Genomic DNA, 20,629 nt, shown 5'->3' on the forward strand with positions numbered 1-20,629 from the left:
AATCGAGCGTGCATGGCGGGTGATGTATCTTACCCCGTTTCATGTGTGGGAGCAAAGCATATTAGACGATACCCTACAAGATATATGTACGGAGGGCGAATAACTTTATGAGCAGACGAAGCGGCCGTTACGAGCGCCGTAAAGCAAAACGAGAAGCGAACAGATTGCAGCGAAGTTTAGATGTAGGTGGACTGAACGAGGTATTTACTTACCATGATTTATATAGCGCCGGTAAACAGTGCTGCAATGCTGTACGCTGGAAGAACAGTACACAACGATTTGAGTTGCACCTATTCTCAGGTACTGCACGACGCAGACGGCTTATTTTAGAGCGAAAATGGGAGCCAGCTGCATATGTTCATTTTATGATTTCTGAGCGTGGGAAGACACGTCCTATTGACGCTCCTCGTATCCAAGACAGACAGATACATAAGGTATTCACACAAAAGGTTCTGCTGCCTCTTTATTTACCGAGTATGATATGGAACAATGGCGCAAGTCTACCTGGCAAAGGGTTTGAGTTTTCCAAGAGAGAACTACGAAAAGACCTGCGCTTTCATTTCAGAAGATACGGAACGAATGGCAGCGTAATGCTTTTGGACTTCAAGCAGTTCTTCCCATCTGTATCACACGAGATGATATTCAAACGCCATAATCAACTCCTAAACAACAATGATTTGAGAGAGCTTGGCGATAGTATTGTAAACACCGTTCCGGGTGGCAAGGGGCTACCATTAGGTGTTGAACCAAGCCAAGCTGAAATGATTGCATTTCCCTCCGCTTTGGATAATTACATTAAGTGCCAGCTATCAATTCAATGTGCGGGACATTATATGGACGATTATTATATCATCGTCCCTCCTGATAGAGATGCGAAAGAAATCATGAATTTGATTGTCGAAAAAGCTGAGAGCCTGAAGCTAACAATCAGCCGCTCAAAGTCTCGAATTGTACCGCTAACAAAACCATTTCGATATTGCAAAGCAAAATATCACCTGACAGAAACAGGGAAGGTTGTTGTTAACGGAAATAGGGATGGTGTTAAACGGGCACGCAAGAAAATAAAAGCTTTCTATCATAAGATTCAAAACGGTGAGATGTCATATGAAGACTTATGGACTTCTGTAAATGGAATGCTCGCCTACTTTGAATGTTATAACGACCATAAGAGAGTCTTGCGACTTCGTAGACTGTTCTATGCAATATTTGGATTCTCTCCAGAGCGGATTGAAAACTTTAGAGAAAGAGGAATAAAAGGTGAAATATATTGTTCATAAAAGATTTAAGAACAAAGCCATATGTGGTGATGTGAACCTACCCGCTCTTACAGAATGTGAGAGTTACGATGGATTCATTACATATGAAGGTAAAACTATCTGCTGCGAAACCAGTGAGAATGCGCATCAATACTTTTCCCGGAATGACGATGGTATGGGCATGGTTCGAGGCCATCTCACGCAGTCCATCCAAAAAGCTTTATCAAAACGAGATAGCGATTATCAGGATAGATGGGACATGGTGTGGGATGACAATGTATGTAAAAAGTATAAGCGTACCGACTATGAAGATTACTGGTTATGGAACCACGAATTCTTTCATGCAAGCATTGATGACTTGCGACATATTGCTCAATTAGTCGGTGTAAAGGAGGTTATGTGAGATGTATCGCATTATTAAGATTGATGGTACAGAGCTTGGTATTACGGATTCTGTAACATATATCAAAATCAGTGAAAGCGGTAGCTATGTTAACGCTACCGAAGAGGATGCCATCGGTGTTGCCTTCAATAGTGAGCCATATAATCTGATTGGGCATGAAGATATCGAGGGTGCTGATACTGTAGTTGTATCAAAGACCGATGGAGGAAGCATGGTTTATGAGCAACAGAACCTTGTTGATGAACTTATTCTCGCTGCATTGGAGGTATGACGATGAAGAAAAAGCTTATGGATATGTATAAGTCTGGTGTTGTTGAGGCATCTGGATTGTTCAAAGCAGCGGTGCGTGGATGGATTACTATTGCAGATGTAGCTGAAATCCTTGGAGATGAAAATGCCACAGAAACGGTGCGCACCGCAAAGCTTGCTGAGATCTCCAGAATGTGCAATGTAACAATTGAATCTGGGGTTGACGTCCAGATTGGAGATCGGATAGATCATTTCAATCTGTCCAATAATGACCAAAACAACATTGATAGCTTGTTTAAGGTTGTTGAGCTGGGAGGTACGGAGTACATCTACCAAGCAGACGGTGGTAAGTGTTCTGTTTATTCTGCTGAGGAGATCACATCCATTTATGTCACCGCCCAAAGACATATCACAAAAAATACCGCCTATCACAACGCCCTGAAACAATATGTGAACAGCCTATCTGATGTAGATGAGATTTCGGCGGTCAAATACGGAGATGAATTGCCGGCACCTTACAAGGAAGAACTTCTGACTAAATTAGCTGTGGCAGAAGAACAGATGCAGGTGATTTTAAATCGTATTGGGGTCTATAAAGAATCATAAGGTGATGTAAATGGGCCGAATGGAACGAACCGGGGAATGGGTGTTTTCAATGCTCTTGTGGGTATTTGGAGGCACATTCTACTTCTTCGTTGAGGTTGTTTGGAAAACATTAAGCGGGAATCAGGATGGGATTAGTTGGACAATGCTCCTGCTTGCTATATTCCTTTGCATCCCTTTGGAAAGATTGGGGTGCGAATTGCCGTGGGAAATGAGTCTGTTAGTCCAGTCCGTTTTATGCGCGATTGGTATTACTGCAACTGAATTCGTTGTTGGATGCATACTAAACATATGGTTAGGACTTAACGTATGGGACTACTCCGCGATGCCGTTTAATTTATGGGGGCAGATTTGTATCCCGTTTATGGGACTCTGGGCAGTTCTATCTGCATTTGCTATTGTCGTATTTGACTGGATGCGTTATGCGGTACAGGGTGGAGTAAAACCGCATTATCAAGTGAAGGTGATTTGAATTGACAAAACAAGAATGCATTACTTATGTAGAAGCCCATCTTGAAACTCGCTACGCGACCAAAAATGGGGCTTATAAAGCAAAGAGATACATCACACCGGCTGGTGTAGTAAACCATTCGATTGGTGTTGCACAACCGAGTGCTGATGTAATGTTTAATTTGATGAATAAAGAATCGTCCAGATGGGGTGTAAACGCTATCTTGGGCGATTTTCATTTAGGTGAACACGTCATATTTTTGGATTGGAGTAAATAATCCGAATTTATATTGGGTTGGGGTTATGGACGAATTGGGGATTGACTCAATAGATGAGTTTAAGGCATGGTTGGACACGCAAAATGTACAAATTGTTTACAAAATCGAAAATCCCATCACAATCCAGCTCACGCCACAGGAAATTATAGCCCTGTCTGGCACGAATACCATCTATACCGACACCGGCGACACCACCGTGTCCGGCCGTGCTGACCCCAATACCATCATCCAGCAGCTCGCTACCCGGATTGCCGCGCTGGAGGGAGCGGCAACCAATTTGTAAAGGAGGATAATCATATGAGCTATGACGTACTGAAAAACCGCCTGACCAACGGTGTGCCCTACACCGTGGAGGCGGCGCTGGCGCGTATCAACGCCCTGGCAGACAACCTGGAGATCACCCAGGAGCAGGCCGATGAGCTGATTGCCTTGGCCAAGCAGCATGGTCTGGAGAGCATAGGCGATGAGGACCGCCTCACCGCTCTGGAGTTGGCCGTGGCGGAATTGGGTGTGGCGATGATGACCATGGGAGGTGCGAACAATGGCTAAATTGTACGCTGATCTCATTCAACGCGGTCTGTGGACTATTGAACAAGTACCTACTCTTTGGCGGGAGGAAGTAGAGAATATATTGTTGGGTAGGTGATAGAATGGCAGATTTATTGATTCATGAGCATAAGAAAAATGATGCTGGTAGCTATGATAATGTGTACCGTAAAACTAAAGCAAAGATTGTAGAGACGGAAGACGGCGGAACCGCAGAACAGAAGTTTTCTGATATGGCGAGCCATATTTCCAGCAAGGAGAACCCCCATAGTGTAACTGCGGAGCAGGCCGGAGCTGATCCTGCCGGAAGTGCTACTCAAGCTTTAAACGATGCAAAATCATATACGGATCAGAAAATTTCGCAAATTCCAACTCCCGATGTGAGTGGGCAAATTGCTGAGCATAATGCAAGTCCGGAAGCTCACAGCGATATCCGAGAAGCTTTGAATGGGAAGGAAACTGCTGGAGCTGCGGCTGCAGTTCAAAGTAAACTTGATGCACACACTGCAGACAAAAATAATCCTCATAGCGTAACTGCGGTTCAAGTTGGGGCAGATCCTGCTGGTTCTTCAGCGGCCGTACAGGGTAATTTAGATACACATATTCAGAATAAGCAGAATCCGCATGAAGTGACCGCTGATCAAGTTGGAGCACGTCCTAATACCTGGACTCCTAATGCAGCTGAAGTCGGTGCTGACCCTGCCGGAAGCGCTGCTCAGGCTCTACAGGATGCAAAGACTTACACAGATCAACAGATTGAAGCTATTCCAACCCCTGATGTGAGTGGACAGATCAATGCTCATAATACAAGTTCTGATGCTCATGCAAACATGGGGTGGATTACAAGTGATGATGGTTTGCCTGATGAGCCTGCATTGGTTGATGCAGATACTCTTGGAGGGGTAGTTTCTACGGATTATGCGACAAAAGCTTATGTAGACAGTGCTGTTGGTGATATTGGCGCACTTTTGGACTCTATCAACGGGGAGGTTGTATAATGGGCACAATAGCTGATAAGCTGGCGAAGCTGGCGGCCACCAAAGCCGACCTGAAAGCCGCACTTGCTGAGAAGGGCCAGACGGTGGGGGACGTGTTCAGCACCTACCCGGCTGTTGTGAGAGCGATTGAAACAGGTGGTAAAAAAACAATAATTACTTATGATTTTTTAGCTGCATCAGCAGAATTTTATTTTGTAAATTCTGACAACGAACTAAAACATTATATTAGGCAGTCTTTCTCAGAAACAGTGCTAAGCGGACAACTTATTTTTTGCAAATGTGGATCTGGAGTTGCTAGAAATATATTTGTGGAAGGCGCTAAGATTGTTGAATCTTATAACGATATGATGTCAGATTACATTATTTTTGTATCTGATTAGCTAATAATAATAAGATATAAATTAACGAAGGGAGACTTATCACACGTCCATTAACTACAACAAGCTTGTACCCGCCTGCTACGCCATTGCTAACGCCAACAACGTGGACCTTGGAGTGGGCGATTCCATAATGCAGAACAACATCCGGCACAAAAATGTATGTGATTAAAAAAAGGAGGTAAATAAATTGGCAGATATTAAAACACTTAAAGACAATAAAACACAAGTTTTACCAAGAACTACTTTAGCCGCTGTTATGAATGATAATGGCGAGCCGATTGAGAATGATATTAGTTCTATTAGTGTACCTGTGGAAAGTACGGCAAATACATTGAATACAGTAAATGGAACGCCTGCTGATAATGTTACTCAAAGTTTGACAGAGTTGCAGAACATTAAGAATGATTTAAAAGCTGCTATCAATGGCAGCGGCAATACAGTAGGCGATATTTTCGTTAACTACTCGACCGCTGTTGCTGATGGCAGGGCAGGCATAGCATCCGCTATTACTGAAAAGGGCGTGCAGACTCCGTCGGACGCTCCATTTGACATTCTTGAGGCAAATGTGAGGGCGATTAAAACAGGAGTTGAAACGGTATCTGGAAAGTTCTTGGGTAGCATGACTGATTTTTATTATTTTGATGGCGATTCTGCTCAATCGGTAGGCGGTTCACCGTTTGAAAGTAGAGATGTAGCAAAAGGAAGTGTTGTTTTTATTACAAGGGATGAGAACTCACCGGCAAGTTTTGTCTGCTCTGGTGGAAATCTCCTTTTTGAATTTGATAAAACAGGCATGACTGATGGATTTATTCGAGTTGTTGAAGTTACAGAAAACAACTTTTCGATAGGATTTCTGTAATAAAAACTTTAATATTGGAGTTCAAACAGTGAAACAAATTTCATCTATCAATATTCCCCGTTGTTTTCCACCTATCTATCATCGTAGCTAACTGCCGCAACCCTTGTTTTATGTCAAATCTGAAATCTGCACTGATTACATTCTGAACGATCGGATATAAAATAAATTACCAACAATTCTAATAAAACAATAAAGGTGAACTTTTATAGGCTAAATAAAAAGGGGGTATTTAATTGGCTTCTGAAATTCGTACATTAAAAGATGGAGACATAGAAATCCATCCTAGAACTGTTGCAAAAGCAGTTCATACATCTTCTGGATCAACAATTGATGTCGAGATTAAAAATGCTAAAGCTGAAACTGATGCAAAACTTGGAGATGTAAATACTGTTTTAGAGAATATTTTGAGTGGATCGACTTTGGAAGAGGTAAACACAAAAATTGATCAGATTAAAGGAGATACTTCTGGCATTACCACTATGGAGAAGTTAGAAGTTGTCGATTCAACAAAAGCAGATTTGAAAACAGTATTAGCTGAAAAGGGACAAAGCGTGAATGATGTGTTTAGCACTTACCCTGCCGCTGTCAGGGCAATTAAAACCGGAATAGACACAAGTGATGCGACTGCTGTTGCTTCTGATATCTTGACTGGTAAAACAGCATATGGTGCATCAGGTAAGATTACAGGCACAATTCCAACACAAGGGGCCCAAACAATTACTCCTGGAACCAGCAACAAAACGATTGCGAGTGGAAGATATTTAACTGGAACGCAAACAATTAAAGGTGATGCAAATTTAGTTGCCGCAAATATTAAGAAGGGCATTAGTATTTTTGGTGTTGCAGGGTCCTTTGAAGGTGGATCTACGATTATTAGTGATTATAGTTCAACAACAAATGTGCCTTTTATTACTACAGGATATAGTATGACACAATCACAATTTAATTTCACCGTTAACCATACTATTAAACAACTACTTGGGTTTGTTCTTAATGTAAGAGGTGGAGATGGATTAAGCTCGTCGCAGGCTACTGATGTTATTTTTGCATATCCAAGTTATTATGGATATAATGATGGCTTTGAAACTTGTATTGGATGCTGTAGAAATAATGACTCCAACAAGCGTTATTACTTAGTACATGGAGGATCTGTTAGTGTGTCTTCTGGTAATACTATTACGATTGGGCTTACAGGATTCCCAACAGCATTTGAGGATGTTATGTCAACATATTTGTATCCACATAGATCAAATCTTGAGATTGCTTGGGTTGCTAGATATATTTAAGTGTACTGCTTAGGCTTCTTAGAATTATACACAGTAAGTGTAGCAATATTTTGATACAAATTACGATAAAATTTCTAACAAAATCATTTGATATGATATTGTTATTTACTGAAGGTGATGATATTTGACTAAACAAGAATGTATTACTTATGTAGAAGCCCATCTTGAAACTCGTTATGCGACCAAAAACGGTGCCTACAAAGCAAAGAGATATATTACTCCGGTTGGTGCAGTCAATCACTCGATTGGTGTTGCTCAACCGAGCGCTGATGTGATTTTTAACTTAATGAACAAAGAATCGTCCGGATGGGGTGTGAACGCCATTCTGGGCGATTTTCATTTAGGTGAAGGAAAGATTATTCTTGCTATGCCTTTGACTGCACGCCCATGGGGATGCGGAGCAGGGAAGAAGGGTTCATGGAATAACTCAAAAGTGCAATGGGAAGTTTGTGAACCGGCAGGACATACCTATAATGGCGGCACTATGGTGAATTATGATGTCGCTAAAAATCAGGCATACTTCGATCGTATGTGGCAGATGTTGGTTGCATGGAACGTATATTGTGTCATGAAGCTTGGCTATCCGGTGTCTGGAATTAGTGACCATGCAGAAGCATCTCGTGCCGGGTATGGATCTGCTCATGCTGATATGGGACAATGGTTGCCAAAGCATGGGAAGAGCATGGACGCACTTCGTAAAGAAGTTCAAGATATTTTAAATGGAGTACAGGAGGATGATGATATGGATCTGAATCGGTTTACCGAGTTGATGAATGAGTACCGTACTACTTTGCGGGACAATGACGCTGGCGATTGGTCAAAGGAATCAAGACAGTGGGCTATTTCTACTGGTCTTGTTAAAGGAAGTGGAACCCTTCCGAACGGAGAACCAAACTATATGTGGGAAGATATGCCCACTAGGGAGACTCTTGTTGAAATGATGTATCGGCTCGCTAAGATGATGGGACAGGCTTGATTGGGGGTGACATTATGTCACAGCCAGAAGCAAAGAGGTTGCAGAAAAAAAGAGGCCATTTTGCGAGACTTGGGTTCACAAATCGATTTGCTGTTTATATTCTGCTGATGCTCGCCGCCGGTTTAGGTGGCGGCTTTTATTTAGCCCTTAAGAGCATTGAGGTTGGATATACTGGCGCATTGATGTGCTGGACGGTGGTGTTCACTCCTATAGGAACAGCCTGCAGTATTGTTCTATCAAAAATTGTTGATAAGAGCAAAGCTGAAAATACAGGACCGAATGGAGAGGGTATTAAGTATGCTCAAGCGCAAGCAAATGGGTTTCAACAAGATGAGCGGTTTATAAATAGTCCGCCTATTTAATATAGAAAGGGTGTATGATATGGAAATTTCTGTTTTGATTGCTACAATTGGTGTGTTGGTTGCACTGACTAATGTTGTTGTTGAGGTGTTGAAAAAGGCTACTTGGGATAAACTCCCGACCAATCTGCTTGCCTTGATGATCGCGGAGGCACTTACGATTTGCGCAGGGATTATGTATTGCCAGATTAACGCGATCGCACTCACCTGGTACATTATTTTGGCTTTGGTTGTTGCCGGCTTTATGGTGGCTTATGCGGCTATGTTTGGATTTGACAAACTTAAGGAAATCATGAATTGGAATGAGACTAACAAAAGTCATGAGTCCGCCTAAGTAAAGGCGGGTGATTGGCTATGATATCATATGTCGAGTACCTAAACATACCGGTTAAAGTTGCTATCATTCTCATTGCATGTTTTTTTGTCATGCAACTCATCGGAGAGATACTGGAATTTAAAGGGAAGGTAGTCCCTGAATTTTTTAAAATAAGAAAGCACTTTGCACGAAAAAAAGAAGAGAGAGCGCGGATTGAAAATACATTGCAAGAGGTTAAGGTGCTTCTACGGGATGTGAATACTAGATATTCCGATGATAATATCGCTAAACGAAATAAATGGATGCACTGGGTAGATAGTCGAGCGAAAGCCTATGATGATGCAATCTCTAGTCTTAAAACAACACTGGGGGACGTGACGGCAGCTTTGAATGCCAACACGCGGCTCACCGAAGAGATGTTCATCCAGAGCAGTAGAGACCGCATTATTGATTTTTCTCATCGAGCTGCTGATGATGAGACCCCAATCTCGCGAGAAGAGTTTAATCGCATCTTTAAGGTGTATGATCAGTATGAGAAATTTCTTGATATGCGCGGGATGACAAACGGCGAGATCAATATTGTGTACGACATCATCAAAGAGGCTTATAAAAGGCGGACAGAGACTCGTACTTTTATTGAGGGCACGAGAGATAGTTCAGAATAAAAATAAGAGGCACAAAATGTGCCTCTTATTTTTTACGTTTTAGTTAAGTAGAGCAACAACATCATCTTTTCGTTCCCGAATAACGTGGATGTAGGTGTTGTAAGTAATATTCACATTTGAGTGCCCAAGAATAACACTTACATCTTTGACGTTTGCACCCTTTTCAAATAGACGTGTTGCAAAAGTATGTCTGAGCGTGTGAGGGCTGATTCCGTATATGCCACACCTGTCTGCTGCTCGTTTGAGCTGTTTGTACAATACGTTGACCACAGGGCGGTTTTTGTTCTCTGTTGATAAAACATACTGGGAGCCGCTGTTCGCCTCGTGTAGGCGCTCCAGAGCCGCGAGAGCATGATTATTGATTGGAACATCTCTGTTGCCGGATTTTGTCTTTGGGGTATACTGTACCTCTTGATGGCATTTGCCAGACAATCTACCATCTGGAAGCCTGTCTTTTATCATGACGGTTGTTTTATGGACTTTAATGGTTTTACCCTCAAAATCAATGTCGTCCCAGTCAAGCGCCACCAACTCACCTTCACGGAGTCCGGTATTGAGCATGATGATGAATGCATCCTTGTATGGGTACCTAAGATTGCCTGTAGTCCATTTTGTTTCAAGCTCCTGGAGTATAGCTTTTTCTTCTTCTGCTGTAAGTGCCCGAACTTGCTTAGACTCAAACCCGGAAGGGGACGGACCCTGTACCAATTCCATTGGGTTTTTAGGTATATCGCCTTTTAAAGTGGCGTGCTTTAAGCAACTGTTCAAGATATCATAGGTTTTTTTCACTACGGAATATGATAGGCCAGATTCAACAAGGTCATTGATAAATTGCTGAAATTCATCCGATGAGATATCCTTGAGTAGCCTATACTTAAATTTAGGAGTAATTTGGTTCCTAATAACTGCATCGAGTCGGTCGAAAGTTGATTGTTTTATTTTTGGCCTCTTATATGTGCGGAACCAGATCGCGATGTAGTCTATAAGCAAGATGTCTTTTGGAGAAATAGTGATAAGTGTTTCTGGAGCATTTTTGAGGTCATTTAGTTTTTGCCTTACACCTCTTTCAGTTTTTGCATACAGGTACTTTGTTTTGCTGTAAGGGGTTGGCTTATATTTGGCCGTCCACATCCCATCAGCCCGCTGATATATAGATCCATTCCCATACGTTGCTTTTTTCTTTCTCATACTTACCTCCCATACCATCCTAAGCAACAATTCAGAAAAATTAAACATGCAAACGATGCGAATTTACTGCACCAATTACTGCACCAATTACTGCACCATTTACTGCACCAATTTGCGCAGTAGAAAACAGCAAAAAACAGTAAAAAACAGTGAAGTCTTGCTTAAGGAAGGGAAGAGAGGAAGTATGTAGTGCTTGCCTACTTTAACAACCTAAAGCGCCTGAAACCATTGCGGCACAATGGATACAAAAGAAAACCGACTATCTTTCGATAGTCGGTTTTTTGGAGGCGACACCCAGATTCGAACTGGGGGTGGAGCTTTTGCAGAGCTCTGCCTTACCACTTGGCTATGTCGCCATATGGATAAAAGGAAGGGAGAAACCTTCCTTTTATCATTTTTGGAGCAGGTGACGAGGCTCGAACTCGCTACCTCCACCTTGGCAAGGTGGCGCTCTACCAGATGAGCTACACCTGCATATCCAGTCCCATCTTATGCAGAAGGGGAGAGGAGTATGCTTGACTTTTTGAAGGTGCCCCCGGTGGATACCTTGCGGTATCCACCGGGAACGGTGGTGCCTCCGGCCGGAATCGAACCAGCGACACGGGGATTTTCAGTCCCCTGCTCTACCAACTGAGCTACAGAGGCAAATTGCGATGTGGGAGGGGCCTTTGCCTCATCCTTCGGATGCCCACATCAGAAGAAAAATGGCGACGCGGAAGGGACTTGAACCCTCGACCTCCGGCGTGACAGGCCGGCGTTCTAACCAACTGAACTACCGCGCCAGACGGTAGGGGGTACGGGAGCTCCCAGAAAGGGAGTGGTGGGAACAACAGGGCTCGAACCTGTGACATCATGCTTGTAAGGCATGCGCTCTCCCAGCTGAGCTATGCTCCCTCGCTCTTGTCTTGCTTGCGTCGGGCCAAGCGACGAAATTTATTATACAAGAACGACCCCCAGTTGTCAACAACTTTTTTCGATTTTTTTCAGAAAAATCAAACAGAGGCTAAAAGTGCCTGCAATTCCTCGCCTGTAAAGTTATATACCTTGTCGCAGAACTGGCAGGTAAGCTCGGCCTTGCCCTGATCCTTGATGAGGGACTCCAGCTCTTCCCGGCCCATGCTGATGAGGGCGCGGGTCACCCGTTCCCGGCTGCAGTAGCAGCGGTACTCCACCGGCTCCTCGCTGAGGATCTCCAGGTCAAAGGCGGACAGCACACGCTCCACCAGGCTGCGGGCGCTCTCGCCGTTGCGCATGGCCTCGGTGACGGGCCCCACCTTGTTGATGCCCTCCTCAATGGCGGTGATGACGCTGTCGTCGGCGCCGGGCAGCAGCTGGATCAGATAGCCGCCGGCGCACAGCACGCTCTGGTCCACATCCACCAGCACACCCAGGGCGCAGGCGGAGGGGATCTGCTCGCTCTCGGCAAAGTATGAGGTGATGTCCTCGGCGATCTCGCCGGACACCAGGGGGATGGTACCCACGTAGGGCTCCTTCATATTCAGGTCCTTGATGACGGTGAGAGAGCCGTCCTTGCCCACGGCGGAGCCCACATCCAGCTTGGCGGGGCCCTTCAGGGGTAGGTCCACCAGGGGATTGACCACATAGCCCCGGGCGTTGCCGGCGCTGTCGGACACCACGGTGATGCCGCCCAGAGGGCCGTCGCCCTTGATGCGCAGGGTGACCGAGCCGTTCTCCTCCTTCAGCTGGTTGCCCATCATGGAGGCGGCCATCAGGGAGCGGCCCAGAGCGGCGGTGGCCACAGGCAGGGTCTTGTGGATCTGTCTGGCCCGCTCCACCATGGCACGGGCCGAGATGGCGGAGGCCTTGATGGGAGCGTCCTTGGCCAGAACGCGAATGATCGAATCTGACATACGATTAAAATTCCTTTCGTGCGGCGAAAAAGATGCGCTCTTCCCCCGGTGCGGGTCTGCGCATCTTCAGCTCGCCATATTGCTTGATCTGCCGGAAGCCGGCCTGCCGCAGCATGTCCTCCAGCTCATCCGGCTCATAGGCGTACTCCTCATGGACCTCCTCCATCCGGTCCCACAGCCCGTTTTCCGTGCGGAAAAAGAGGTCGAAGCCGTAGGTACAGATACGCCGCCGGGGGGAGTACTCCGCCCGCCAGATGCAGCAGGCGTCCTCATCCTCATCCATGAAGAGCTGGCCGTCCAGTCCCCGCAGCTTGTCCGGGGTGTTGATGTCAAAGAGGAACAGTCCTCCCGGCATCAGGAAGGTGTGAACCCGCTGAAAGGCCCGGGCCAGCTTTTTGGGCCGGGTCACGTAGTTCACGCTGTCCAGACAGCAGACGCAGGCGTCAATGGTGCCGTACAGGTCCAACTCCTCCATGGCCTGGTGGAGGAAGATGGGGAGGGTGCCGGAGAGGTCCCGGGCCTTCTCGGCGGCCTGGGCCAGCATCTCCTCCGACAGGTCGGCCCCGATCATCTCATACCCGCGCTGGGCCAGCTCACAGGTCAGAGAGCCGGTGCCGCAGGCCAGGTCCAGCACGGTATGGATGGGCAGCTTGCTGCGGGCAAAATGCTTCTCCAGATAGTCCGCCCAGGCGGCGTAGGGGACGTCGGCGGTGAACCGGTCGTAGCAGCCGGCCAGATATTCATACGCCATTGCCGTTCTGCTTCTCCTTCACCCGGGGCAGCACCGCCTGATAGCCGTCGGCGCCATATTGCAGGGAGCGGTTCACCCGGCTGATGGTGGCGCTGGAGGCGCCGGTGCGCTCCAGAATGTCGTTGTAGATCATGCCGTCGGACAGCAGCATGGCTACCTCGAAGCGCTGCTCCATGGCCCGCAGTTCCGCCACGGTGCACAGGTCGGAAAAGAACTTGCGGCACTCGTCCAGATCCTTCAGCGTGAGGATGGCCTGATAGAGCAGGTCACTGTGTTCCCGTTTTTCGTTTTTCGTCATAGAGTGTTTGCCCTCCTGATGATTCTCTTTCGGAAACCGTCGGGCGGAGAAAAGACCGCCCGTTTCTCCTATTTTATCAAAGTGAAGTGTGGAAGTAAACCTCTTTTTTTACTTTTCCAACAGTACATGACGGCATGGAAAGGGCTGGGAGAGAATTTGTGACATTTTTTCTCTTTTTTTGCCTTGATTCACAGGGTAAAGCGTAATATAATACCGCCTGGGGAACACTGACCCCATGGATTGCCGACGGGAAAAGGCCAATGTGCGAATCCCCGCGGCAGGAGGAACCAAATATGGTGAAAGCGATCGTAGGCGCCAACTGGGGCGACGAGGGTAAGGGTAAGATCACCGATCTGCTGGCGGAGAAGTCCGATGTGGTCATCCGCTTCCAGGGCGGCGCCAATGCGGGCCATACCATTATCTGCGACTATGGTAAGTTTGCCCTGCATCAGCTGCCTTCCGGCGTGTTCTACACCCACACCACCAACATCATCGGCAACGGTGTGGCGCTGGATGTCAACAAGTTTGCCGCCGAGCTGAAGCATCTGGAGGAGGGCGGCGTGCCTGCCCCCCACATCATCGTGGACCAGCGCACCCAGCTGCTGATGAGCTATCATGTGCTGCTGGACAGCTGCGAGGAGGAGCGCCTGGCCGGCGCGGCCTTCGGCTCCACCAAGTCGGGCATTGCCCCCTTCTATTCCGATAAATATGCCAAAATCGGCATCCAGGTGGCCGACCTGTGGCACGAGGACCGGCTGAGAGAGCAGATCAAGCACATCTGTGACCTGAAAAACGTGCTGCTGGAGCACCTGTACCACAAGCCTGCCCTAGACCCCGAGGCCCTGTTCCAGGAGCTGATGGGCTACAAGAAGATCCTGGAGCCCTACGTGGGGGATGCGGTCACCTTCGTGCACCAGGCCCTGAAGGAGGGCAAGCAGGTGCTGCTGGAGGGTCAGCTGGGCTCCATGAAGGACCCCAACCTGGGCATCTGCCCCATGACCACCTCCTCCCACACCCTGGCCGGCTTCGGCACGGTGGGCGGCGCTGTGCCTCCCACGTCCATCAAGGATATTGTGACGGTCACCAAGGCCTATTCCTCCGCTGTGGGCGCCGGCGCCTTTGTCAGCGAGCTCTTCGGCGATGAGGCGGAGGAGCTGCGCCGCCGGGGCGGCGACGCCGGCGAGTACGGCGCCACCACCGGCCGCCCCCGCCGGGTGGGCTGGTTCGACGCCGTGGCCACCCGCTATGGCTGCATGGTGCAGGGTACCACCCAGGTGGCTCTCACCGCCATCGACTGCCTGGGCTATCTGGATGAGATCAAGGTGTGCACCGGCTATGAGATCGACGGCAAGGTGACCCGGGACTTCCCGGTGCCCGCCATGCTGGACCATGCCAAGCCCGTCTACACCACCCTGCCCGGCTGGAAGTGCGACATCCGGGGCGTCACCGACTTCAACGCCCTGCCCCAGCAGGCCAAGGACTATGTGGCCTTCCTGGAACAGGAGATCGAGTGCCCCATCACCATCGTCTCCACCGGCCCCAAGCGCCACGAGATCTGCTATCGCTGAGAGATATGAAAAACAGCCGCCGTCCTGATGGACGGCGGCTGTTTTTGTCTCTTTAGGAGCGCTTGCGGAACAGGCGGTGGAAGAGGCCGCCCTTCTTCTCCTGGGGGACCGGGGCGCTGGCGGCGGCCTGGGCCTCCTGCACCGCCCGCGCCATCAGGGCCGCCTGGGCGTCGAGGGCGGGGGCCCCCTCCTCCCGGGGAACGGGGGAGTAGCCCCCGTCGGGCCCCATGTTGCGGGCCTTCACGTTGTCGGAGCAGAAGAGCTCCACATAGGAGCGGATCTGGCGGCGGACGTCCGGGTCCACCACCGGGCAGGCGATCTCCACCCGCCGCTCGGTGTTGCGGGTCATCAGATCGGCCGAGCCGATATAGAGTCGGGTGCCCTCGCCCACGCCGAAGGCATAGATCCGGGGATGCTCCAGGTAGCGGCCCACGATGGAGAAGACCCGGATGCGGTCGGTGAGACCGGGTACGCCGGGCCGCAGGCAGCAGATCCCCCGCACATTGAGGGTCACCGGTACCCCGGCCTGGCTGGCCTGGGCCAGCTTGTCGATGAGGTCCCGGTCGGTGACCGAGTTGACCTTGAAGAAGATACGGGCGGGCTGACCCTGCCGGGCCTTCTCGATCTCCCGGTCCATCAGCTCCAGAATGCGGTTTTTCAGGCTGTAGGGGGCCACCAGCAGCTGGTGATAGTCGCCGTGGAGGTTGGAGGTGGCCATGTTCTGGAAGAAGGCCGCCCCGTCGCCGCCGATGGCCGGGCTGGCGGTCATGAGACAGAAGTCGGTGTACAGCTTGGCGGTCTTTTCGTTATAGTTGCCGGTGCCGATCTGGGTGATGTACTGGATGTGGCCCTTTTCCCGGCGGGTGATGAGGCAGATCTTGGAGTGGACCTTGAAGTGCTCAAAGCCGTAGAGAATGGTACAGCCGGCCTCCTCCAGCCGCTGGGCCCAGGCGATGTTGTTCTGCTCGTCGAACCGGGCACGCAGCTCCATGAGCACCGTCACGTCCTTGCCGTTTTCCGCCGCCGCGGCCAGGTACTCCACCAGCTTGGCGGTGGAGGCCAGGCGGTAGATGGTGATTTTAATGGAGAGCACCGCCGGGTCGTTGGCGGCCTCCCGCACCAGCTGGAGGAAGGGCTCCATGGAGTGGAAGGGGTAGAACAGCAGGGTATCCCGCCGTAAAATCTGGGGAATGAGCTTTTCCCCCTTCACCAGTCCGGCGGGCCACTGGGGGGTATAGGGGGGATAGCACAGGGCGGCGGCGCTCTCCTTGGGCAGCTTGCCCTCCAGAGAATAGACGTAGCCCATGATGAGGGGGCTCTTGGACCTGAACACCTGCTCGGCGGTCAGGTTGAGCCGCTGGCACAAAAACTGCTGGAGCTCGGCGGAGGCCTCCCCCTGGATCTCCAGGCGCACGGGAGCCAGCCGGGCCCGCTTTTTCAGCACCTTCTGCATATGGGCCCGGAAATCCTCGCCCACGTCGTAATCCTCGTCCTCGGGGCTGATGTCGGCGTTGCGGGTCACCGAGATGACGCACTTCTCCTCCACCTGATAGGTCTCAAAGAGCTGGTCGGCGTAGTGGAGCACGATCTGCTCGGTGAGCAGGTAGCGCAGCCCCTGCTCCTCCAGCTGGTAGTAGAGAGGGAGGGCCTTGGGAATGGGCACCAGGCCGAAGCAGCGGTTATTGCCCAGCCGCAGGGTGAGGGCGATGGTCAGGCTGTTGGAGGGCAGGTGAGGGAAGGGGTGGTGGCTGTCCACCACCATGGGGGACAGGATGGGCAGCACATAGTCCCTGAACCACCGCTCGGTCTGCTTGCGCTCCTTGCCGTCCAGCTCCGCCGGGGTGAGATTGCAGATGTTGCAGGTGCGCAGCCGCTTCTCCAGCTGGGAGATGATCTTGTCCCGCTGCTTGTAGAGGGCGGGCACCGCCTTGAAGATGGCCTGAAGCTGCTCGGTGGGGGTGAGGCCGCTCTTGCTGTCCACATGGGTCTGCTTGGACAGGGTCATGTCGTAAATGGACCCCACCCGGATCATGAAGAACTCGTCCAGATTGCTGGTGAAAATAGAGGCGAACTTCAGCCGCTCAAACAGAGGGACGCTCTCGTCCCTGGCCTCCTCCAGCACCCGCTCGTTAAAGCGCAGCCAGGACAGCTCCCGCTCCTGGGTATAGCGGGTGTCGATCTCTTTATGCATCATGACTTGTTACCCCCATGACTCGATGAAGCAGGTAGCCCTCCCGGACGCCGCAGGCGCTGACGGTGACGGTGGATACCTGATAGGCGTCCAGAATGGACTTGAGAATGGCCAGACCGGGCAGAATGGTATGGACCCGGTCGGGCACCGAGCGGAGGATCTGCTTCAGGGTATCCTGATCCCCCTTCTTCAGACCCTTGTACAGGGCCCGGATCTCCTCCGCCGGTATGATTTTATTGTCCGGGTCGGCCCCGGACAGGTCGTTGCACAGCTTGGCGGCCGCCCGGAAGGTGCCCCCCACGCCGGTGAGATGGTCGCATTGCAGACCGGCGGTACGGGCCTTCTCCAGCTCGGTGCTCACCTCGGTCCGGATGGCCTTCCGCTCCTCCCGGGTGGGGAAGAGGCCGGAGACATACCGGGTGAAGAGGGACAGGGAGCCCATGGGAAGGGAACAGCCCGAGGTGATGGCCCCGTCCCGGTAGGCCACCAGCTCGGTGGAGCCGCCGCCCACGTCGGCCAGCAGGCCGGTGCCCGGCGCGCCGCCCCCCACCGTGGCCCCCAGGAAGGAGAAGGCGGCCTCGTCGGCGCCGGAGAGCACCTCCACCTTGACGCCGGTGACCGCCTCAATGGTCTCCAGGGCCTCCTCGGTGTTGACGATATTGCGCAGGGAGGCGGTGCCGAACACATGGAGATCGGTGATATCGAAGTTGTGCAGCAGCTCCTTGAAGCCGGCCAGCACCCGGCAGGCCACCAGGATGCCGCTGTCGGACAGCACCCCGTTTTTGATATAGCCGGCCAGGCCGGCCATCTCCTTTTTATTCATCAGCAGCTTGAACGTCCTGCCCTCCCACTGGTAGATGGACAGGCGGATGGTGTTGGAGCCAACATCCACAATTCCGCATTTCATGGTCGGATGCACCTCTCTTTAGACTTTCCTTCTAAGTTTACGCGATTTCCGAAGCATTATCAATGGGATTTACAGAAGATTTACATGCCTCATCCATCGCCCGGCGGGCGGCGATGAGAGCCAGGCCGTCTCCCAGGGTGCAGAAAAAAGCGGACAGGACGGCCAGCTCCTCGGCAGAGCGGTTTTTTGCCAGCTGAGCCCCCGCCAGGGCGGCGGCGGCCAGCAGCGTCTCACCGGAGGGCGGTGTGTACACAGGCCTCATCTCCCTTCTTTATAATGTATGGCGGCGGGAGATGCGGGTTGACGGCGGCGGCGGTTGTGGGTACAATGGAGAGACGAAAGGGGAAGAACACCATGAATATGCCTCTGATTTTGCTTTATAACCTGGATAACTCCAAGGGCGCCAAGATCCGGCGGATGTGCCTGCCGCTGGGGCTGCGTGCCCGGCTGGTGAAGCCGGAGGAGTACGGCCTGCCCCTGGGCGAGCTGGTGGAGGGGGCCGCCCCCGAGACGCCCTGGGAGGGGGAGGGCTTTTCCGATGAGATGCTGGTGCTGGTTAACTGCACCGGCCCCCTGCTGGACCGGTTCCTCCAGGGCTTCCGCCGCAACAAGATCCCGCCGGTGGCCCTCAAGGCGGTGCTGACCCCCACCAACCGGACCTGGGATTCCGCCGCCCTCCATGCCGAGCTGCTCCGGGAGCGGCAGGCCATTCAGGAGGGACAGGCCGCCCATGCTGGAAAAGAGGGGATTTGATATGCACAACGAACTGACCAAAAAGGATATCCAGATGATGCGGGAGGAGCTGGACTACCGCCGCATTCAGCTGCGGCCCCAGCTGCTGGAGGCGGTGAAGGAGGCCCGGGCCTTCGGCGACCTGAGCGAAAATTTTGAGTACAAGGCCGCCAAGCAGGAGAAAAACCGCAACGAAAGCCGCATCCGCTACCTGGAGAACATGATCCGCACCGCCAAGGTGCTGCCCGACGAACCGGTGACCGACGGCGTGGGGCTCTATGACAAGGTGACCGTCTTTCTGGAGGACGAGGGGGACACCGAGACCTACCAGATCGTTACCACCATGCGGCAGGACGCCCTCCACGGGCTCATCAGCAAGGAGTCGCCCATGGGGAAGGCCCTGCTGGGCCGCAAGGTGGGGGAGACCTTCCGCATCCAGGTCAACGACAGCTACGGCTATGACGCCAAGGTGCTGGCCATCGAAAAGGGGGAGGACGACGGCTCCGCCCCGCTGACCGGCTTCTGAAAGTATGCCAAAATACAGAACGCCGCCCCCTGCCATGCAGGGGACGGCGTTTTGGTGTGGACCGTTACATGTTGGCCTTGGTGAGAGAGGCCAGCAGCAGGCGGGCGCCGTGCTGGAGGTACTCCTCCCGGGTGAGGCCCAGAGTGCGCTGGATGTATGCCTCTCGCTTCTCGGCGGTGTGGACCATACCGGACAGGGCGGACCAGAAAAGCAGCACGGTCTCCATGGGGGGCAGCTGAGAACGGACCGCGCCGTCCGCCGCACCGCGGACCAGGAAATCGGCCAGCTCCTGCTCGATCTCATCGCTGACCCGGATGATGTCGGCTATCCCCTTCTGAACGGACTCCCCGCCCTGGGACAGGGGGATGGCGCCGGTGGCCGCGTCATAGGCGGTGGGGTTTTCATCATAGAAGCGAACAATGGCCTGGCATACCGCGTCGTAGGCCTGGAACCAGTCGGTATGGCTCTCAATGGCCTCATGCAGCTTCTTCTTCAGCAGGACCATACCGCTGAGGAGAATGGCGTTGATGATCTCCTCCTTGCTCTGGAAATAGACGTACAGCGTAGCCTTGCTGTACTCCGCTTCCCGGGCGATGTCGTCCATGGTGGTCTTCTCGGTGCCCTTCTCCGCGAAAAGCCGCTCGGCGGCGGCCAGGATGGAGCCCCGATGGAATTCAGTCAGCGCCTGTTTTTTGCTCATCGTACTTCCAACCTTTCCATACCCTTTCAGTTATTATACCTTTGGTTTAAGAAATGATATCATGCTTTGGTAATGATTGCAAGGCTTTTTGTGAATTTTCGGAGAAGAGGGCGAAGGGTTTTGACGGGCTCGACAAAAAAGGCCTTGCCAAAGCTGGAAGGGCATGCTATAATACCAAAGTCAATTAAATTGCAGGTATAGTTCAGTGGCAGAACGTCAGCTTCCCAAGCTGAATATGAGGGTTCGATTCCCTTTACCTGCTCCAAAAAGAAG

At 51.1% G+C, this 20,629-nt stretch carries 27 protein-coding genes and 6 tRNA genes; 20 read left to right on the forward strand and 13 right to left on the reverse strand.

Translation table 11 applies throughout. The features are described from left to right. The first annotated feature begins 107 nt into the window (after positions 1-107). From B5G34_RS00815 to B5G34_RS00865, 16 genes are all read left to right on the forward strand, one after another. The gene (locus B5G34_RS00815) at positions 108-1,277 is read left to right on the forward strand and encodes an RNA-directed DNA polymerase (protein WP_087333559.1); all 1,170 of its coding nucleotides are present in this window, start codon (positions 108-110) and stop codon (positions 1,275-1,277) included. Next, positions 1,258-1,659 carry an isoaspartyl peptidase gene (locus B5G34_RS18275; protein WP_140397158.1) on the forward strand — a complete coding sequence of 134 codons (402 nt, stop codon included), beginning with the start codon at positions 1,258-1,260 and terminating at the stop codon, positions 1,657-1,659. Before B5G34_RS00815 ends, B5G34_RS18275 begins: the two co-directional genes overlap by 20 nt. Position 1,660: 1 nt before the next feature. Next, a complete protein-coding gene (locus B5G34_RS00820) occupies positions 1,661-1,930 on the forward strand; it encodes a hypothetical protein (RefSeq protein WP_087333560.1) in 270 nt (89 codons plus the stop codon). Between the two features lie 2 nt (positions 1,931-1,932). After that, positions 1,933-2,514 (forward strand): hypothetical protein, encoded by a 582-nt coding sequence (locus tag B5G34_RS00825; protein ID WP_087333561.1) that lies wholly within the window; start codon positions 1,933-1,935, stop codon positions 2,512-2,514. Positions 2,515-2,524: 10 nt separating this feature from the next. After that, the gene (locus B5G34_RS00830) at positions 2,525-2,983 is read left to right on the forward strand and encodes a putative ABC transporter permease (RefSeq protein WP_242956732.1); all 459 of its coding nucleotides are present in this window, start codon (positions 2,525-2,527) and stop codon (positions 2,981-2,983) included. Between the two features lies 1 nt (position 2,984). Next, complete coding sequence (locus B5G34_RS18280; protein ID WP_140397159.1) at positions 2,985-3,239, forward strand: hypothetical protein; 255 nt, start codon at positions 2,985-2,987, stop codon at positions 3,237-3,239. 25 nt (positions 3,240-3,264) lie between these two features. Continuing rightward, positions 3,265-3,522, forward strand: a complete 258-nt coding sequence (locus B5G34_RS00835; RefSeq protein WP_087333562.1) for a hypothetical protein — start codon at positions 3,265-3,267, stop codon at positions 3,520-3,522. A 14-nt stretch (positions 3,523-3,536) separates the two neighbouring features. Further along, on the forward strand, positions 3,537-3,788 hold the full coding sequence (locus tag B5G34_RS00840) for a hypothetical protein (RefSeq protein WP_087333563.1): 252 nt from the start codon (positions 3,537-3,539) through the stop codon (positions 3,786-3,788). Positions 3,789-3,889: 101 nt separating this feature from the next. After that, positions 3,890-4,783 carry a hypothetical protein gene (locus tag B5G34_RS18285; RefSeq protein WP_140397160.1) on the forward strand — a complete coding sequence of 298 codons (894 nt, stop codon included), beginning with the start codon at positions 3,890-3,892 and terminating at the stop codon, positions 4,781-4,783. Beyond that, positions 4,783-5,163, forward strand: coding sequence for a hypothetical protein (locus B5G34_RS00845; protein ID WP_087333564.1), 381 nt, complete (start codon positions 4,783-4,785; stop codon positions 5,161-5,163). The genes B5G34_RS18285 and B5G34_RS00845 overlap by 1 nt, the downstream gene beginning before the upstream one ends. 187 nt (positions 5,164-5,350) lie before the next feature. After that, positions 5,351-6,022 carry a hypothetical protein gene (locus B5G34_RS00850; protein ID WP_087333565.1) on the forward strand — a complete coding sequence of 224 codons (672 nt, stop codon included), beginning with the start codon at positions 5,351-5,353 and terminating at the stop codon, positions 6,020-6,022. Positions 6,023-6,255: 233 nt separating this feature from the next. After that, complete coding sequence (locus B5G34_RS18290) at positions 6,256-7,308, forward strand: hypothetical protein (RefSeq protein WP_140397161.1); 1,053 nt, start codon at positions 6,256-6,258, stop codon at positions 7,306-7,308. A 124-nt stretch (positions 7,309-7,432) separates the two neighbouring features. Then, positions 7,433-8,284: a hypothetical protein gene (locus B5G34_RS18295; RefSeq protein WP_140397162.1), complete on the forward strand. Its 852-nt coding sequence runs from the start codon at positions 7,433-7,435 to the stop codon at positions 8,282-8,284. A gap of 14 nt (positions 8,285-8,298) precedes the next feature. Beyond that, positions 8,299-8,646 carry a hypothetical protein gene (locus B5G34_RS18300; RefSeq protein ID WP_140397163.1) on the forward strand — a complete coding sequence of 116 codons (348 nt, stop codon included), beginning with the start codon at positions 8,299-8,301 and terminating at the stop codon, positions 8,644-8,646. Positions 8,647-8,665: 19 nt separating this feature from the next. Next, a complete protein-coding gene (locus B5G34_RS00860; protein ID WP_087333567.1) occupies positions 8,666-8,977 on the forward strand; it encodes a hypothetical protein in 312 nt (103 codons plus the stop codon). 20 nt (positions 8,978-8,997) lie between these two features. Beyond that, a complete protein-coding gene (locus tag B5G34_RS00865; protein ID WP_087333568.1) occupies positions 8,998-9,624 on the forward strand; it encodes a hypothetical protein in 627 nt (208 codons plus the stop codon). 39 nt (positions 9,625-9,663) lie between these two features. Here B5G34_RS00865 and B5G34_RS00870 read toward each other — a convergent pair whose 3' ends face one another. From B5G34_RS00870 to B5G34_RS00910, 9 genes are all read right to left on the reverse strand, one after another. Continuing rightward, a complete protein-coding gene (locus tag B5G34_RS00870) occupies positions 9,664-10,812 on the reverse strand; it encodes a site-specific integrase (RefSeq protein WP_162609390.1) in 1,149 nt (382 codons plus the stop codon). Between the two features lie 282 nt (positions 10,813-11,094). After that, positions 11,095-11,168 (reverse strand) — tRNA-Cys (locus tag B5G34_RS00875). Between the two features lie 42 nt (positions 11,169-11,210). Next, positions 11,211-11,286 (reverse strand) — tRNA-Gly (locus B5G34_RS00880). Positions 11,287-11,381: 95 nt separating this feature from the next. Continuing rightward, positions 11,382-11,457, reverse strand: a tRNA-Phe gene (locus B5G34_RS00885). 60 nt (positions 11,458-11,517) lie between these two features. Next, a tRNA-Asp gene (locus B5G34_RS00890) sits at positions 11,518-11,594 on the reverse strand. Between the two features lie 36 nt (positions 11,595-11,630). Then, positions 11,631-11,706 (reverse strand) — tRNA-Val (locus B5G34_RS00895). Between the two features lie 98 nt (positions 11,707-11,804). Further along, a complete protein-coding gene (hslO, locus tag B5G34_RS00900) occupies positions 11,805-12,683 on the reverse strand; it encodes an Hsp33 family molecular chaperone HslO (RefSeq protein ID WP_087333570.1) in 879 nt (292 codons plus the stop codon). Between the two features lie 4 nt (positions 12,684-12,687). After that, positions 12,688-13,434, reverse strand: coding sequence for a class I SAM-dependent methyltransferase (locus B5G34_RS00905; protein WP_087333571.1), 747 nt, complete (start codon positions 13,432-13,434; stop codon positions 12,688-12,690). Next, positions 13,424-13,732, reverse strand: coding sequence for a YerC/YecD family TrpR-related protein (locus B5G34_RS00910; RefSeq protein WP_087333572.1), 309 nt, complete (start codon positions 13,730-13,732; stop codon positions 13,424-13,426). Before B5G34_RS00910 ends, B5G34_RS00905 begins: the two co-directional genes overlap by 11 nt. Positions 13,733-14,025: 293 nt before the next feature. On the opposite strand from B5G34_RS00910, the gene B5G34_RS00915 reads away from it, so the two are divergent. Next, positions 14,026-15,300 (forward strand): adenylosuccinate synthase, encoded by a 1,275-nt coding sequence (locus B5G34_RS00915; RefSeq protein ID WP_087333573.1) that lies wholly within the window; start codon positions 14,026-14,028, stop codon positions 15,298-15,300. A gap of 52 nt (positions 15,301-15,352) precedes the next feature. Here B5G34_RS00915 and ppk1 read toward each other — a convergent pair whose 3' ends face one another. Genes ppk1 through B5G34_RS00930 form a run of 3 tightly spaced genes read right to left on the reverse strand, consistent with a single transcriptional unit; the run spans position 15,353 to position 18,651 of the window. Next, entirely contained in the window at positions 15,353-17,494 is a 2,142-nt protein-coding gene (gene ppk1, locus B5G34_RS00920) for a polyphosphate kinase 1 (RefSeq protein ID WP_343286544.1), read from the reverse strand. Further along, complete coding sequence (locus B5G34_RS00925) at positions 17,484-18,398, reverse strand: hypothetical protein (protein ID WP_087333574.1); 915 nt, start codon at positions 18,396-18,398, stop codon at positions 17,484-17,486. The genes ppk1 and B5G34_RS00925 overlap by 11 nt, the downstream gene beginning before the upstream one ends. 37 nt (positions 18,399-18,435) lie before the next feature. Further along, complete coding sequence (locus B5G34_RS00930; RefSeq protein ID WP_242956734.1) at positions 18,436-18,651, reverse strand: DUF6774 domain-containing protein; 216 nt, start codon at positions 18,649-18,651, stop codon at positions 18,436-18,438. 101 nt (positions 18,652-18,752) lie between these two features. Here B5G34_RS00930 and B5G34_RS00935 point away from each other — a divergent pair, with 101 nt between their 5' ends. Both B5G34_RS00935 and B5G34_RS00940 read left to right on the forward strand, forming a co-directional pair. Continuing rightward, positions 18,753-19,151: a DUF3783 domain-containing protein gene (locus B5G34_RS00935; RefSeq protein ID WP_087333576.1), complete on the forward strand. Its 399-nt coding sequence runs from the start codon at positions 18,753-18,755 to the stop codon at positions 19,149-19,151. 1 nt (position 19,152) lies between these two features. Continuing rightward, entirely contained in the window at positions 19,153-19,656 is a 504-nt protein-coding gene (locus B5G34_RS00940) for a GreA/GreB family elongation factor (protein ID WP_087333577.1), read from the forward strand. Positions 19,657-19,720: 64 nt separating this feature from the next. Here the strand turns inward: B5G34_RS00940 and B5G34_RS00945 are convergent, their stop codons facing one another. Then, positions 19,721-20,356: a TetR/AcrR family transcriptional regulator gene (locus B5G34_RS00945; RefSeq protein WP_087333578.1), complete on the reverse strand. Its 636-nt coding sequence runs from the start codon at positions 20,354-20,356 to the stop codon at positions 19,721-19,723. 191 nt (positions 20,357-20,547) lie between these two features. On the opposite strand from B5G34_RS00945, the gene B5G34_RS00950 reads away from it, so the two are divergent. Continuing rightward, positions 20,548-20,621, forward strand: a tRNA-Gly gene (locus B5G34_RS00950). Positions 20,622-20,629: the final 8 nt, after the last annotated feature.

It is taken from the genome of Flavonifractor sp. An82 (assembly GCF_002159265.1).
In the GTDB taxonomy this organism is placed as follows: domain Bacteria; phylum Bacillota; class Clostridia; order Oscillospirales; family Oscillospiraceae; genus Flavonifractor.

What these genes read in the sequence shown, in the direction of transcription:
- B5G34_RS00865 (WP_087333568.1), top strand. Translation starts at nt 8,998, where the DNA reads ATGATATCATATGTCGAGTACCTAAACATACCGGTTAAAGTTGCTATC.
- B5G34_RS00915 (WP_087333573.1), top strand. Translation starts at nt 14,026, where the DNA reads ATGGTGAAAGCGATCGTAGGCGCCAACTGGGGCGACGAGGGTAAGGGT.
- B5G34_RS00905 (WP_087333571.1), bottom strand. Translation starts at nt 13,434, where the DNA reads ATGGCGTATGAATATCTGGCCGGCTGCTACGACCGGTTCACCGCCGAC.
- B5G34_RS00815 (WP_087333559.1), top strand. Translation starts at nt 108, where the DNA reads ATGAGCAGACGAAGCGGCCGTTACGAGCGCCGTAAAGCAAAACGAGAA.
- B5G34_RS00925 (WP_087333574.1), bottom strand. Translation starts at nt 18,398, where the DNA reads ATGAAATGCGGAATTGTGGATGTTGGCTCCAACACCATCCGCCTGTCC.
- B5G34_RS00835 (WP_087333562.1), top strand. Translation starts at nt 3,265, where the DNA reads ATGGACGAATTGGGGATTGACTCAATAGATGAGTTTAAGGCATGGTTG.
- B5G34_RS00825 (WP_087333561.1), top strand. Translation starts at nt 1,933, where the DNA reads ATGAAGAAAAAGCTTATGGATATGTATAAGTCTGGTGTTGTTGAGGCA.
- B5G34_RS00860 (WP_087333567.1), top strand. Translation starts at nt 8,666, where the DNA reads ATGGAAATTTCTGTTTTGATTGCTACAATTGGTGTGTTGGTTGCACTG.
- B5G34_RS00820 (WP_087333560.1), top strand. Translation starts at nt 1,661, where the DNA reads ATGTATCGCATTATTAAGATTGATGGTACAGAGCTTGGTATTACGGAT.
- B5G34_RS00945 (WP_087333578.1), bottom strand. Translation starts at nt 20,356, where the DNA reads ATGAGCAAAAAACAGGCGCTGACTGAATTCCATCGGGGCTCCATCCTG.
- B5G34_RS18300 (WP_140397163.1), top strand. Translation starts at nt 8,299, where the DNA reads ATGTCACAGCCAGAAGCAAAGAGGTTGCAGAAAAAAAGAGGCCATTTT.
- B5G34_RS00830 (WP_242956732.1), top strand. Translation starts at nt 2,525, where the DNA reads ATGGGCCGAATGGAACGAACCGGGGAATGGGTGTTTTCAATGCTCTTG.
- B5G34_RS00845 (WP_087333564.1), top strand. Translation starts at nt 4,783, where the DNA reads ATGGGCACAATAGCTGATAAGCTGGCGAAGCTGGCGGCCACCAAAGCC.
- B5G34_RS18285 (WP_140397160.1), top strand. Translation starts at nt 3,890, where the DNA reads ATGGCAGATTTATTGATTCATGAGCATAAGAAAAATGATGCTGGTAGC.
- B5G34_RS00935 (WP_087333576.1), top strand. Translation starts at nt 18,753, where the DNA reads ATGAATATGCCTCTGATTTTGCTTTATAACCTGGATAACTCCAAGGGC.
- B5G34_RS00840 (WP_087333563.1), top strand. Translation starts at nt 3,537, where the DNA reads ATGAGCTATGACGTACTGAAAAACCGCCTGACCAACGGTGTGCCCTAC.
- B5G34_RS00870 (WP_162609390.1), bottom strand. Translation starts at nt 10,812, where the DNA reads ATGAGAAAGAAAAAAGCAACGTATGGGAATGGATCTATATATCAGCGG.
- ppk1 (WP_343286544.1), bottom strand. Translation starts at nt 17,494, where the DNA reads ATGATGCATAAAGAGATCGACACCCGCTATACCCAGGAGCGGGAGCTG.
- B5G34_RS00910 (WP_087333572.1), bottom strand. Translation starts at nt 13,732, where the DNA reads ATGACGAAAAACGAAAAACGGGAACACAGTGACCTGCTCTATCAGGCC.
- B5G34_RS00940 (WP_087333577.1), top strand. Translation starts at nt 19,153, where the DNA reads ATGCACAACGAACTGACCAAAAAGGATATCCAGATGATGCGGGAGGAG.
- hslO (WP_087333570.1), bottom strand. Translation starts at nt 12,683, where the DNA reads ATGTCAGATTCGATCATTCGCGTTCTGGCCAAGGACGCTCCCATCAAG.